The sequence below is a fragment of the Nocardioides sp. genome (assembly GCF_047607185.1).
Taxonomy (GTDB): domain Bacteria; phylum Actinomycetota; class Actinomycetes; order Propionibacteriales; family Nocardioidaceae; genus Nocardioides.
Genome location: NZ_JASGDQ010000116.1, coordinates 1 through 13,535, shown reverse-complemented (window position 1 = coordinate 13,535; position 13,535 = coordinate 1). Strand labels below are relative to the sequence as shown.

Annotated in this window: 14 protein-coding genes; 6 read left to right on the top strand and 8 right to left on the bottom strand. The window is 69.4% G+C overall.

Features of this window, described 5'->3' with window-relative positions:
* The first annotated feature begins 2 nt into the window (after positions 1-2).
* Positions 3-2,345 (top strand): beta strand repeat-containing protein, encoded by a 2,343-nt coding sequence (locus QM595_RS13260; RefSeq protein ID WP_415172037.1) that lies wholly within the window; start codon positions 3-5, stop codon positions 2,343-2,345.
* A 67-nt stretch (positions 2,346-2,412) separates the two neighbouring features.
* Here the strand turns inward: QM595_RS13260 and QM595_RS13255 are convergent, their stop codons facing one another.
* The 6 genes from QM595_RS13255 to QM595_RS13230 are packed head-to-tail and all read right to left on the bottom strand — an operon-like array spanning position 2,413 to position 7,558.
* The gene (locus QM595_RS13255; RefSeq protein ID WP_415172036.1) at positions 2,413-3,123 is read right to left on the bottom strand and encodes a 4-carboxy-4-hydroxy-2-oxoadipate aldolase/oxaloacetate decarboxylase; all 711 of its coding nucleotides are present in this window, start codon (positions 3,121-3,123) and stop codon (positions 2,413-2,415) included.
* 14 nt (positions 3,124-3,137) lie between these two features.
* Positions 3,138-3,920: an SDR family NAD(P)-dependent oxidoreductase gene (locus QM595_RS13250; RefSeq protein ID WP_415172035.1), complete on the bottom strand. Its 783-nt coding sequence runs from the start codon at positions 3,918-3,920 to the stop codon at positions 3,138-3,140.
* 28 nt (positions 3,921-3,948) lie between these two features.
* Positions 3,949-5,058: an alpha-hydroxy acid oxidase gene (locus tag QM595_RS13245; RefSeq protein ID WP_415172034.1), complete on the bottom strand. Its 1,110-nt coding sequence runs from the start codon at positions 5,056-5,058 to the stop codon at positions 3,949-3,951.
* Positions 5,059-5,062: 4 nt separating this feature from the next.
* Complete coding sequence (locus QM595_RS13240; RefSeq protein ID WP_415172033.1) at positions 5,063-5,932, bottom strand: fumarylacetoacetate hydrolase family protein; 870 nt, start codon at positions 5,930-5,932, stop codon at positions 5,063-5,065.
* Positions 5,933-5,961: 29 nt separating this feature from the next.
* The gene (locus QM595_RS13235) at positions 5,962-6,747 is read right to left on the bottom strand and encodes an SDR family NAD(P)-dependent oxidoreductase (protein ID WP_415172032.1); all 786 of its coding nucleotides are present in this window, start codon (positions 6,745-6,747) and stop codon (positions 5,962-5,964) included.
* Between the two features lie 25 nt (positions 6,748-6,772).
* The gene (locus QM595_RS13230; RefSeq protein WP_415172031.1) at positions 6,773-7,558 is read right to left on the bottom strand and encodes an SDR family NAD(P)-dependent oxidoreductase; all 786 of its coding nucleotides are present in this window, start codon (positions 7,556-7,558) and stop codon (positions 6,773-6,775) included.
* Positions 7,559-7,864: 306 nt separating this feature from the next.
* Here QM595_RS13230 and QM595_RS13225 point away from each other — a divergent pair, with 306 nt between their 5' ends.
* The 5 genes from QM595_RS13225 to QM595_RS13205 are packed head-to-tail and all read left to right on the top strand — an operon-like array spanning position 7,865 to position 11,980.
* Positions 7,865-8,908, top strand: a complete 1,044-nt coding sequence (locus QM595_RS13225) for an ABC transporter substrate-binding protein (RefSeq protein WP_415172030.1) — start codon at positions 7,865-7,867, stop codon at positions 8,906-8,908.
* Positions 8,905-9,753, top strand: a complete 849-nt coding sequence (locus QM595_RS13220) for an ABC transporter permease (protein ID WP_415172029.1) — start codon at positions 8,905-8,907, stop codon at positions 9,751-9,753. The genes QM595_RS13225 and QM595_RS13220 overlap by 4 nt, the downstream gene beginning before the upstream one ends.
* Positions 9,754-9,769: 16 nt before the next feature.
* The gene (locus QM595_RS13215) at positions 9,770-10,597 is read left to right on the top strand and encodes an ABC transporter permease (RefSeq protein ID WP_415172028.1); all 828 of its coding nucleotides are present in this window, start codon (positions 9,770-9,772) and stop codon (positions 10,595-10,597) included.
* Positions 10,594-11,397: an ABC transporter ATP-binding protein gene (locus tag QM595_RS13210; protein ID WP_415172027.1), complete on the top strand. Its 804-nt coding sequence runs from the start codon at positions 10,594-10,596 to the stop codon at positions 11,395-11,397. The genes QM595_RS13215 and QM595_RS13210 overlap by 4 nt, the downstream gene beginning before the upstream one ends.
* A gap of 16 nt (positions 11,398-11,413) precedes the next feature.
* Entirely contained in the window at positions 11,414-11,980 is a 567-nt protein-coding gene (locus QM595_RS13205; RefSeq protein WP_415172026.1) for a carboxymuconolactone decarboxylase family protein, read from the top strand.
* A 34-nt stretch (positions 11,981-12,014) separates the two neighbouring features.
* Here QM595_RS13205 and QM595_RS13200 read toward each other — a convergent pair whose 3' ends face one another.
* Together QM595_RS13200 and QM595_RS13195 are read right to left on the bottom strand one after the other, a co-directional pair.
* Entirely contained in the window at positions 12,015-12,443 is a 429-nt protein-coding gene (locus tag QM595_RS13200) for a VOC family protein (protein ID WP_415172025.1), read from the bottom strand.
* On the bottom strand, positions 12,443-13,270 hold the full coding sequence (locus QM595_RS13195; RefSeq protein ID WP_415172024.1) for an IclR family transcriptional regulator: 828 nt from the start codon (positions 13,268-13,270) through the stop codon (positions 12,443-12,445). The genes QM595_RS13200 and QM595_RS13195 overlap by 1 nt, the downstream gene beginning before the upstream one ends.
* Positions 13,271-13,535 lie beyond the last annotated feature (265 nt).

Below are 13,535 nucleotides of genomic sequence, written 5' to 3'. Positions count from 1 at the left end.
CGATGTCAACCACCACCCGCCGAGTGCGCGGCCTCGGAGCCACCGCACTGATCGGCACCATGACCTACTCGGGTCTCGTCATGCTGCCCGGCGTGGCATTCGCAGACACCTCTGGGATCAGCTGCACCACCGGCGCGGTCTCTGGCACCACCCTGACGGTCGTCTCGGGCGACACCTGCACCGTCAGCTCGGTGTCCTCCCTCACCTCGTTGACCGTCGAAGAAGGCGGCATCCTCACCGCGCCGAGCGGCTACCTGATCAACCTGTCGGTCAACGGCGTCGACACCGGTTCGGCCTACGACACCTGGCCGCAGACCACCCAGAGCATCGTGGCCGACACCTACACCGGAACGGTGGTGCTGACCCCGACCCTCTCCCACACGATGCTCAACACCGAGACCTTCCCGATCCGCCAGGCGCTCTACGTCGGCGCCGACGGGATCGACGAGGACTACTCGGTCGCGGCCGATCTCGAGGACGTCACCACCATCTCCGACACCACTGCCGACGGCCTCAACATCACCTCCACCGGCGAGGGCCAGAACGGCGTCTGGGTCCAGGACGGCAGCTACACCCTGACCAATCCGACCATCACCATGACCGGCCGCGGCCGCAGCGACTTCGTCGGCGCCGGCACCGGCGTCGTCGCCGACAGCTCGACGGTGACCCTCGACGGCGCGACCATCGACAACACCGGCACGGTGCGCGCGGCACTGACCTCCCAGGGCACCGGCGCCAACCTCGTCGTGAAGAACTCCACGATCAACGTGGCCCCCTCCGAGGACATGCCGGAGGGCTACATCTCCAACAGCACACCTGCCTACATGGAGGGCGCTCCGTGGAAGGTCGGCGTCGTGGGGAGCAACCGCGCCACCATCCTGATCGGCACCGACAACAAGGCCTCTTATGTCAACAGCTCGATCACCAGTGCCGACTGGGGAGCGTTGTCCACCGAAGCCGGCTCGGGCAACACCCTCACCGCGATCAACAGCGCGGTCAACGCGGGCACGACCTCCGGCTCCGAAGCCGGCTACGGCGTCTGGGCGATCAACGGCACCACCGAGAACCTGCTCGGCACCACGATCAACGCAGCCAGCTACGGCACCGTCATCACCCAGAACGGCGACGCCAGCGTCCACTGGGGCGACAGCGACGCCGACACCGTCGCCGCCCTCAACACCAGCCTCGCGATGGGCTTGGCCGACGACGAGTTGGCGGTGCTCGGCGAGGAACCCACCGTCGTCACCGCCGGCAAGAACGCGGCAGTGTTCAACAGCGCGGGCAACCTGGTTGTCGACGGGGCCACGGTCGCGAACGCCGGCGACGCGGTCTTCATGGACCGGGGCACCTCGACCGTGTCCACCATCGCCGTGGACGGCTCGCAGGGCGCCAGCTTCAACTCCGAGGACGGCATCTTCTTCCAGGCGATCGACAACGACAACGCCGGCAAGGAGACCAAGACCATCACCGTCGACGGCAAGACCTACACGCTCTCCGCCACCGACGACATCGTCTACACCGACACCGGGGAGGTCACCTACGACGACTCCTGGGACCTGACCGCGACCGGGGTCTCCTCACGTTCACAGCTCGACCTGAGCAACACCACCATCGACGGTGACCTCTTCAACGGCGCGCGCACCGGCAAGAACATGGTCGTCAACCTCGACAACGCCACCGTCAACGGCCTGATCACCTCCACGGACTACCTCCACGACGAGACCACGATCACCATCGACAACTGGGACCAGATCAGCCGGGTCACCAACACCGTCGCGGCCCCGGTCAACAACGGCGTCATCCTCGACCTCGCCAACGGGGCCACCTGGGTCGTGCCCGGGACGTCGTACCTCACCAGCCTGACCGGCGCCTCCGCCGACTCCATCGTCGGCGACGGCGGCAAGGACGTCACCGTCACCATCGGCGGCGTCGCCTACTCCCCCGCCGACCTCGACCCCGAGACCACCTACACCGGCAGCTACGGCGACCCCATCGTCGTCACCGTCGCCCAGGCGAGCCCGACCGCCAGCGGCGGCGGCCAGACCACTCCGGTCAGCTCCGCCACCAAGCTCAAGCTGGGCAAGCACACGATCAAGAAGGGCAAACGAGTCAAGGCGACCGTCACCGTGACCGCCACCGGGACCACCCCGACCGGCACCGTGAAGATCTACCGCGGCGCCAAGCTCCTGGGCAGCTACGCCCTCGACAGCAACGGCACTCTCAGCGTCAAACTGCCCAAGCTCGCCAAGAAGGGCACCTACAAGATCCGCGCGGTCTACACCGGCGACGCCAATGTCACCGGCTCCACCAGCAACAAGGCCAAGCTGCGCGTGACCAAGAAGTAACCCCACCCACCGAACGGGCCGGCTGCCACCAGGCAGCCGGCCCGTTCGGCTGGTGCCGCGACCCGGATCAGGCCAGGTCGCCGTCGGCGAGCGCCGCGGCGTAGGACTTGTACTCCACGCCCAGGGAGTCGAGCAACGGGCGTAGGCCGTAACGGTCCAGGCCGAGCTCGCCGCGGCCGAACGCCTCGCGGGCGGCGGCCTCCTTGGCCAACCGCGCCTCGCAGGCCTCGATCGCCTGCGCGACCCGAGCAAGCGGGACGACCACCACGCCGTCGTCGTCGGCCACGACGACGTCGCCCGGAGCGATCCGCTGCCCGGCGATGACGACGGGCAGGTTGACGTGGCCGGCGGTGGCCTTCACGGTGCCTTCCGCACTGACGTGCCGGGACCAGGCGCCGAAGCCCAGCTCGCGCAGCTCGGCGGTGTCGCGGACGCCGGCGTCCAGGATCACCGCAGGTACGCCGCGGTGGGCGAGTGCGGTCGCGAAGAGCTCGCCGAACATGCCGTGGGTGGCCGGTGCCGCCGTGGCGACGACGAGGATGTCGCCGGGGCCGCACTGCTCGACGGCGACGTGGATCATCAGGTTGTCGCCGGGCCAGCACAGCGCCGTGACCGCGGCGCCCGCAACGCGCAGGCCGGTCTGGATCGGCCGCAGCGCCGGACCCAGGCTCCCGACGCGGCCCATCGCCTCGTGGACGGTGGCGACGCCGAACTCCCGCAGCCGAGCGACCTCGGCCGAGCCGGGCCGGGGCGGGTCGGTGACGACGAGGGTCTTCATGATCGGTGTCTCCTTCAGGCTGCGGTGACGCCGCCGTCGACGGTCACATTGGCGCCGGTGACCCAGCTCGACTCGTCGGAGCCGAGCCAGAGTGCGCACATGGCGATGTCGTCGGGCACACCCAGCCGTCCCAGCAAGGTGCGGGCGAGGATGGCGCCGCCGACGTCGCCGTCCGCGGCACCGGCCGCGCGGGTGGCGTCGGTCCGGATCAGACCGGGGGCGATGGTGTTGACCCGGATCTGGTCGGGACCGCCCTCGACGGCGAGCTGGCGCGACATCGCCAGGACGGCTCCCTTGCCGGCGGTGTGCGCGACCATGCCCATGGCCCGGCTACCCCGGAAGGAGTTGACCGAGGCGAAGTTGATGACCGCGGCCCGACCGGAGGACTTCAGCAGGTCCCAGGCCTCGTGGCACAGCAGGAAGACCAGGTCGACCTCGCCCACGATGGTGGGGCGGAACTGGGTCTCGTAGTCCATCTCGCGGGTCGAGGCCATATGCGGCTGGATCGCGCCGGCGTTGACGAGCGTGTCGATGCGGCCGTAGCGCCGGGCCAGGCCGGCGACCAACTCGGTGACGGCCGGCGGCTGGGTCAGATCGCAGGCGTGCACCGAGGCGAACGGGTGCCCCGCATCGGCGGCCTCCTTCGCGCTCGCCTCGGCGGCCGCCAGGTTGATGTCGACGCCGACGACCTCGGCGCCGGCCGCGGCGTACCGCAGCCCGATGCCCTTCCCGATGCCCGAGCCCACGCCCGTGACGACGGCGACGCGGCCGGCCATCCGGCCTTCGCTGTTGCTCACTTCTCCTCCGATCGGTGGTGGTTCGTCGTCACGACCAGGACGCCGGCACTCGCACGAACGAGCCGTCGACGGCGGCCGCCGAGGGCGCCCCGACCATCGCCAGCGCGACGTCGAGCTGGTGACGCAACTGCTCGAGCACCACGCTGACGCCGGCGGACCCGCCGACGGCGAGGCCGAGCATGACCGGACGGCCGACCAGCACCGCTCGCGCGCCGAGAGCCAGCGCGCGCACCACGTCGACTCCCTGCCGGATGCCACCGTCGAGGAGCACCTCGACCTCGCCGCCGACCTCTTTGACGATCTGCGGCAGCACCGACAACGTCGCCGGTGTGCCGTCCAGCGCCATGCCGCCATGGTTGGACACCACGATCGCGTCGGCACCGGCCTCGACCGCGCGGCGGGCGTCGGCGGGCGTGAGAATCCCCTTGATCACCAGCGGCCCGTCCCAGATCTCCTTGAGCCACGCCATGTCCGACCACACCGTGGCCTGCTTCGAGCGCGGTCCCATCGCCGCGTTGACCGCCGCCATCGCCGCGCCGTCGCGGAAGAATCCGGCGGCCCAGCGGGGCCGGCGCAGCAGATCGGGGCCGTACTGGATCGCCGAGGACACCGACACCTTCAGGCCCACCGGCTTCTTCGGCCAGATCGGACAGTCGACGGTGGCCACGATGGCGTGGAACCCGCGCCGTTTGGCACCGGAGACCAGGTTGCCGACCAGCTCGCGACCCCAGGACAGGAAGACCTGCTGCCACATGGGTCCGGTGGCCCGGTCGGCGACGTCGTCGAGGGTGTGCCCGGCCATCATGCTGAGACCGGCGATGGTCCTCGCCTCGCCTGCCGCGGCGGCGACACCCGGCGCCCCCTCGGGATGCACCAGCCGGAGTCCCCCGACCGGGGCGGCCAGCACCGGCATCGAGACCTCGGCGCCCAGCACCGTGGTGGTCAGGTCCCGGCTGTCCCAGCCGACGGCGACCCGCGGCAGCAACTCGATCTCGTCGTACGCCGTCTCGTTGCGGCGTGCGGTGAGCCCGCGGCCGAAGCCACGGGTCATGTCCTCGAAGAGGACGGGCGGAAGCGTCTTCTTCGCCCTCTCGAACAGCTCCGGGTAGCTCTCGAAGTCGAGTCGTCGGTTTCTCATCGAATCACCAGTCCACCCGTTCGGGCGCGGGCTCGCCATAGGCGTCCTTCCACGAGACGACATGGTTGCGCAGTACGCCGACGCCTTCCACCTCTGCCTCGATCCGGTCGCCGGGCTGGAGGTAGAAGTCGAACGGGTTCGGCTGGACGGCGGCGACGCCCGAGATCGTGCCGGTGGTGAGCAGGTCGCCGGCCGAGAACGTCTGCGGCGAGTGGTAGGCCACCAGGTGCGGGATCGAGACCCGCATCTGGGAGGTGTGGCCGGTCTGCCGCACCTCGCCGTTGACCCGCAGCTCCATGGCGAGGTTCATCATGTCGGGGATCTCCTCGGCGGTGACGATCCACGGCCCGATCGGGCAGAAGGTGTCGATCGCCTTGGAGAAGGAGAAGACGCCGGACTCCATCTCCTTGCGCTGGATGTCGCGGGCGGTGATGTCGTTGAAGACCGTGAACCCGGCGATGTGCTCGATCGCCTGCTCGGGAGAGAAGAACTTGCCGGGCTTGCCGATCACGACGGCCAGCTCCAGCTCGTAGTCGAGCTCCCTGGTGTAGCCCTCGGGGTAGACGATCGGGTCGTCGGGGCCGATGATCGCGTCGACATTCTGGAAGAACACGATGCCCTTGTGGACGGGATGCGACCAGTCGACGGCCTGCAACTCCTCGTGGTGGTCGGCGAAGTTGCCGGCCGTGTGGAAGAACTTCTTCGGCCGGATCGGTGCCCGCAGCCGTACGTCGGCCAGCCTGAGCCGCTCGCCGGTCTCGTCGACCTTGCCCTCCCGCTCGAAGTAGGCCCGGGTCGAGGGTACGTCGAGCTCGATGACGTCCTCGCCGTCGAGGCGGCCGACACGGCCCTCGTCGAAGGTGATCAGCTTCATGGTCTAGGTCTCCTGTCTCGAAGGCCGGCTCAGGCGCCGACCATGTTGTAGCCGCCGTCGGCGACCAGATATCCCCCGGTCATGTGCGAGGCGTCCTCGGAGGCCAGGAACAGCGCGGTGCCCGCGACCGCCTCCGGCGGCGGGATCTGGGCCAGCGGAGTGGCCTCGATCAGCGTCTCGCGACGCCCGGCCTGCCAGTCTGCTCGGGCGAGGAGCGCGTCGGTCTCCATGAAGCCGGGTGCGAAGGTGTTGACCCGCACGGTCGGGGCGAAGGCGTGCGCGTAGGACTTGGTGATGCCGAGGACGGCGTACTTGGCCGCGGCGTACTGGGGCGCACGCGCACTGCCTCGCACGACCACGGTCGAGCCGATATTGACGATGGCCCCATGACCCTGCTCGACCATCCGGGCCCCGAACTCGTGGGTCATCATCAGCGTGCCCTTCACGTCGACGTCGATGACCCGGTCGAGCGACTCCTGGTCCAGCTCGCGCCAGCCCTGGGTCTCGCTGGCGAAGTCGCCCACGTTGTTGACCAGCACGTCGACGGTGCCGAGTTGGGAGAACGCCTCCTCGGCCAGTCGTCGCACCTGTTCCCAGCTGGAGATGTCGGCCTGGAAGATCCACGCCTTCTGGCCGAGCTCCTCGATCCGAGCCACGGTCCGCTCGGCGCCGGCACGCGACCGGTTGTAGTGCACGCCGACGTCGGCGCCCTCCTGGGCAGCCCGGTAGGCGATCGCCGCGCCGAAGCCGGTGCCGGCTCCGGTGACGAGGACGGTCTTGCCCTCGAAGCGCGGGAAGATCTGGGAACTGCTCATGAGGGGACTCCTTCTTGGTTGTGGTTCAGACGAGGGTTCGGCCGCCGTCGACGTAGAGGACGTGGCCGGTGACGAAGGCGGCGTGCCGCGAGGACAGGAAGAGCACGGGCCCCACCACCTCGCCCGGCTGGCCGAGTCGGCCGGCGGGCACCAGCGCGGTGAGCTCGTCTCGCACCCCGGGCTTGGCGAGGTAGCCGGCAGTCAGGTTGGTCTCGATGTAGCCGGGCGCGAGCGCGTTGACCGTGACGCCGTACGGCGCCCACTCCCGTGCCATCACGCGCATCATCTGGTTCAGGCCACCCTTGGAGGTGGCATAGGGCCCGTGCAGGGCGTGGGCCAGCCATCCCGACACCGAGGAGAACAGCAGCACCCGGCCCGATCCCTGGGCGACCATGTGACGCCCCGCGGCCTGCGCGATCCCGAAGGCCGAGGTGAGGTTGACCCGCAGCACGCGGTCCCATTCCTCCTCGGTGAAGTCGAGCACCGCGCGTCGGTCGTTGACGCCGACGCAGTGCAGCAGCACGTCGAGGCCGCCCAGCCGGGAGAGCGTCTCCTCGACGGCCGCCGTGCCCGAGCCGCGCTCGGTGAGGTCGAGCGCCAGGGTCGCCAGCCCGGGGTCCTCGGCACGCAGCTTCGCCAGCGCATCCTCGTCCCGGTCGACCACCAGGACCTTCGCGCCCGCCTGCCGGAAGCCCGCCACACAGCTGGCGCCGATGCCGCCCGCGCCGGCCACCAGCACCCTGGCATCACGAAGACCGAGCCAGTCGGCGGTCCCATCGACACTAGTGTCGGCACTATCGACGAAGTTCATGGAAGAATCTCTCGCTGTTCGGAGCCTCTCCTGTGACTGAGGCTACATTGCGACGATAACTGTCGACACTTGATCAGTCAATGACCAGCCTCGCCCCGAGGACACCGCGGCGAGCGATCGATCGGCGCCGGACGTCGGCCGCCAGCCAGACGGGCCAGCCGAGACCGGATTGGCATCTGTCGACAGATGGATGGGAACTCTCGATATTTTCCCGAGATTCCCCTTGACGAACTCCAGAAGTGTCGCCACTATTGCGGTGACGCATGTCACACACCACTAGACTCTCGTCCCGAGAAGGAGTCCGCAATGCCCACACGTCCACATCACCTCCGCCGGGGGGTGCTCGGCCCCGGCATCGCCGCCGCGCTGATGTGCGCCACCGTCCTGAGCGCGTGCGGCAGCAGCGACAGCAGCGGCTCCGACGCTGCGTCCGAATCGTCCTCGTCCAGTTCCTCCACCGGCAGTGACACCCTCCAGAAGGTCACCATCCAGCGCGGCCTCAACACCGGCTGGCAGCCGGTCATCTGGGCGGTCGACAACGGCTACTTCGAAGAGAACGGCCTCGACGTCACCGTCAACATCGCCTCCGCCGACACCAGCAAGAACATCCCCAACCTGGTCAGCGGTCAGATCGACATCACTCAGACCAGCATCCAGCCGGTCACCTCCGCGCGTGGTCAGGGGCTTCCGGTCCGGATCGTCTCGGGGGCACAGAACGCCACCGCCAACACCACCCAGGACGACTCCTGCCTAGCTCCCCCCGACAGCTCCATCACCGAGTTGGCCGACCTCGAGGGCGCCAAGGTGGCGGTCCCGTCGCTGGGCCACCCGTTGCAGATCGTCAACAACGTGGCGATGCGCAACGAGGGCCTCGACCCGAGCAAGGTCAGCTACGTCGCGCTTGAGACCGCCTCCATGATCGACGCCGCGCTGAACGGCACCGTCGACGCGATCTGCGCCAACGCGTCGTACTACTTCACGGCGATCGACCAGGGCTTCACCGCGCTCAACAAGGGCACCGTCGGCGAGATCCCCGACGCGGCACAGATCGTGTGGGGCGCCACCGACGACTACGCCGAGGAGCACGCCGACATCATCGCCAAGTTCCAGACGGCGATGGAGGAGGCCTACTCCTACCTCAACGAGCACCCCGAGGACTACCGTCAGGTCACCCTCGACAACTCCGACATGACCGAGGAGGTGGTGGCACAGATGGCGATCCCCGACATGAGCACCGCCCTCTCCCGTACGGCGGCCGAGACGATCGCCAACGAGATGAAGCTCAGCGGCTTCGTCGACACCGTGCCCTCGATCGACGAGCTCATCGACTCCAGCGTTCCGGACCTGTGAGCCTCGTGACCACAGCCGAGCGTGACGCCGTCGCCGTCTCCGCGCCCCGTGCGCGGGGCCGGCGACGGCCGCGTCGCGGCGGCACGACCCGCACCCTGCTCTCCCAGGCCTTCGTCTGGCTCCTGGTGGCCGGCACCTGGGAGACCCTGTGTGCACTCCACGTCTTCTCCGAGGACCTACTGCCCTCGTTGCACAGCGTCGCGAAGGCGGCGCCCGACCTGCTCACTCAGGCCCGCTTCTGGGACGCCGCCGCCCACACCCTGCAAAGCGCCGCGATCGCCTTCGCCTGGTCGCTGGCGATCGGGATCCCGCTCGGGCTCTTCCTGGGCCGCAACTCCTTCGCCGAACGCTCCACCCAGTTCGTGCTCGACTTCTTCCGGGCCTTCCCACCCGTCGCGGTCATGCCGCTGCTGATCCTGATCTTCGGCGTGACGCTCAAGATGAAGGTGATCGTGGTCGTCCTGGCCGCGGTGTGGCCGGTGCTGACCCAGGCCACCTACGGCGCCAAGAGCCTCGACGAGGCGGTGGTGGACACGGTGCGTGCCTACCGGATCCCGGCCTGGCTCAACTTCGTCAAGGTGGTGCTGCCCAGCGCCACCCCCTTCATCGTGACCGGCGTCAGGCTGGCCGCGACGACCTCGGTGCTCGTCTCGGTGGCGATGGAGATCATCGCCTCGACCCCCGGCCTGGGCAGGCTGATCGGCACGCTGCAGTTCGACCGGCAGACCCCGATGGCCTATGTCTGCATCTTCGCCGCCGGCGCGCTGGGCTACGCCATCAACTGGCTGGTCAAGCGCTTCGAGGACAAGGTGCTCGCCTGGCGTCCGATCGACACCGGCGAATGAGAGCAGGAGACATCCCATGAACTCGGCTTCACAATTGCTCGGCCGGGCCGCCGTCGCGCTCTGGCTGCCGGTGCTGCTGGTCGCCGCCTGGTGGATCGCCACCACAGACAGCACCTCGTTCTACTTTCCCCCGGTGCCCGACATCCTCTCGACGCTGGCCAACGCCTTCCGAGAGGACGACCTGCTCGGCGCGACGATCTACAGCGTGCGCAACCTGGTCGTCGGGATGGCGTTCGCCCTCGTCGGCGGCCTCGCCCTCGGCATCGCGCTCGGACTCAACGAGACGGTCGAGAAGGCCACCAGACCGGTGCTCGACTATGCCCGGGCGGTCCCCCACCTCTCGTTCGTGCCGATCGTGATCGTGGTCCTGGGCATCAGCGCCTGGCCCAAGATCGCGGTGATCGCGCTGGCCTGCGTATGGCCGATCCTGCTCAACTCGATCGACGGCGCCCGCGCCATCGCGCCGGCCGTCTGGGACATGACGCGCTCCTTCCGGATCCCCAAGGCGCTCTTCATCGCCCGGGTCGCGGTGCCCGCCTGCCTGCCACGCGCCGCCGCCGGCCTGCGGGTCGCCCTCCAGATCGGCCTGGTGACCGTCCTGGTCAGCGAGATGTACGGCTCTGAGACCGGGCTGGGCTTCTACGTGCTCGAAAGCGGCAACACCTTCCGCATCAAGGACACCTGGGCCGGCACGGTGCTCATCTGCGTCGTCGGCTACGCACTCTCGCTGCTCCTGCTCTACGGCGAGCGCCGTTTGCTCGGCTGGCACTTCCGTGCCGCCGAGAGCGCCCGGCCGACCGCCAAGGCATCCTCACGCTTCACCCGACGAAAGGCACGCGCATGACCACCGCATCCGCAGCCCGCAAGAGCGGCCACCAGGCCAGCGACAAGGCGCTGGTCGTCTCCGGCGTCGGCAAGTCCTACGGCGACACCGCGATCCTGGCCGGTCTCGACCTGCGCGTCGAGCCGGGCGAAATCGTCACCATCGTCGGCCCCTCCGGTGTCGGCAAGACCACCCTGCTGCGCTGTCTGACCGGGCTCGCCCCGGTCTCCGCGGGCTCGGTCAAGCTCGGCGACACCCCCGTGGACCACCCCCTGGCGGAGATCGCCGTGGTGTTCCAGGACTATCGCGCCTCGCTGCTGACCTGGATGAAGGTGCGCGAGAACGTCGCCTTCCCGCTGCAAGGTCTCGGGGTCGGCCGGGCCGAGCGACGCCGCCGGGCCGAAGAGGCGCTGGCGACCGTCGGGCTCACCGGCGTCGAGCGCAAGCACCCCTGGCAGCTCTCCGGCGGGATGCAGCAGCGGGTCGCGATCGCGCGGGCACTGGCCTACAACGCCCCCGTGCTGCTCATGGACGAGCCGTTCGGCTCGCTCGACGCGCAGACACGGTTCGATCTGGAGGACCTCGTCCTCCAGTTGCGCCGTGACCTCGGCATGACGATCGTGCTGGTCACCCACGACATCGACGAGGCGGTCTACCTCGGCGACCGGGTCGTCGTACTGGGTGGTCGGCCGGCCACGGTGATGGACACCGTCGAGGTCGGCCTCGGTGCCGAGCGGGACCAGATCACGACCAAGGCACAGCCACGGTTCGCCGAGCTCCGCGGCCGGATCCTGTCCGAGATCCGCAGCAATCGCCGCTGAGCCCGCGGAGTCTCCGGTGACCCACCCTCGGCTACCGCTGCTGACCCCGGCCGACCTCGACGCTGCCCAGGCCGAGCTGCGGGCCTCGATCGCCGGTGGCGACCGCGCCCGGGACGCCGCGGCGTTCGCCCTGATCGACGAGAACGGCGCGCTGACCGGGCCCTTCAACGCCATGCTCCATGCTCCGGCAGTCGGCGATGCGCTGCAGCGGCTCGGCACGAGCATCCGGTACGGCACCTCGCTCACCGGGCGCGCCCGGGAGCTGGCGATCCTCCTGGTCGCCACCGCCTGGGACAGTGCCTTCGAACGGCTGGCCCACGAGGCGGTCGGGCAGCGGGTCGGTCTCACCGAGGCCGAGCTGGCCTCGCTCCGGATCCCGCGCAAGCCGGCGTCGCTGGACGAGGTCGAGGCGCTGGTCTACGACGTGACCTCGGCGCTGCTCGCCGGCGACGTCGATGACGAGCTGTGGCAGCGCGGCGTCCAGTCACTCGGGCATCAGATGCTGGTGGAGCTGAGCACGCTGGTCGGCTACTACGCCACTCTCGCGCTCCAGCTCCGCGTCTTCCGCGTCGTCGCCGAGTAGCAGGCTCCGGCGAGGGCGCAGGAGCCAGCCGGAGCTAGTCGCGGTTGATGACTTCGATGAGGTTGCCCCAGGGGTCGGCCACGAACGAGACGAGCGCGCCGGGGCGGGGGGCAGGAGTCGGGTCCTTGCGTGAGGTGCAGCCCGCGTCGAGGAGGCGAGCGAACTCTCGTCGTACGTCGGGCACGCGAAGGCAGATGTGGCCGTAACCGAGAGTGAGGGCGGCGTCCTCCGCGCTGAGCGGCCGCATCCCGTCCTTGGCGCCGGGTCGATGGATCAGCTCGATCCTGAAGCCCGAGGGCTCGTGCAGCAGCATGATGCCGCGCAGGTCGGTGCCAGGCACCGCGAACGGCGGTGCGGCGGTGAGCCCGAAGGTCTCGCAATACCACTCGGTGGCGGTCTCGAGGTCGGGGACGTTGAGGCCGACGTGGTCGAACTCGAGCGGCTGGCGCCCGGCAGTGCTCATCACGAAATCCCGTTCGGCGACGTCCCACCGCGGTGGCCGAGCAGCGCGGAGATCTCCGCGGCCGCCTCGACCACCCGCGGCCGGAGCTTCTCGCCCAACAGCTCCGCGGACCACTCCCGTGCGTCGACGGGCACGTTGACCGCCGCCACCACCTGGCCGGACTCGCCGTGGACCGGAGCGGCGACCGAGCGGATCCCGGAGACGATCTCCTCGTTCTGGAGCGCATAGCCGCGCCGCCGGATCTCCCGTAGCTCGGGCAGCAGTCGCTCGAGATCGCCCCTCGGGCGCGGTCCGATGCCGCTGTCGAAGGACCGGCTCGTGATCCGCGAGCGCAGGTCGGACTCCTCCAGATAGGCGAGCAGCACCTTGCCGCCGGAGGTGTAGACCGCAGGCAGGAGCGACCCCACTTGCGTGCTCGAGGTGGCCAGGTCCCGGTTGCGGATCCGCACCAGGTAGACGAGCTGGTCGCCGGAGAGCACGCCGAGGTTGGCCGTCTCGGAGGTCTCCTCGGCGAGGCGTTCGATCGCCGGCCGGGCGATCTCGGGGAGCTCCAGGCTCTTCAGGGCGGCGAAGCCGAGCGCGAGCACCTTCACGCCCGGGCGGTAGTGCCCGTTCGGCAGCTGCTCGAGGTAGCCCTCGGCGGTCAGCGTCATCGCGATCCGGTAGACCCGCGGCATCAACATCCCGGTCTCGGCGGCGATCTCCGTGAGCCGCAGCGCCGGCCGGCGCTCGGAGAAGAGGGCGAGCACCTGTAGGCCCCTGGCAAGCGCCTCGATCTGGTACGACGGCGGCTTCTTCTCGCCTGGACTGGCCTCCGTGCTCGCCACTCAGCTCCTCTTTCAGGTCCGGTTCCGACGGGCTGGTTCAACGGGCAGGCTTTCGACTGACGAGAGTCATTCTCGCACGGGCCCTGACACTAGCCTCGGCGTTTCACGCTGCCGCGTAGCGGTGGCGGTTTCGGGTGTCGTTGGCCTTTGACGGGCTCGGGCTGGGTCGAGGGGTTGCTGTTGTGCCGGCTGGCGCTGCCGGGCTGCGGGTCTCCGGGTCCTTGGGGTGCTGCGAGCGGGTCGCGGGTGGTCAGGTGAACGCGGC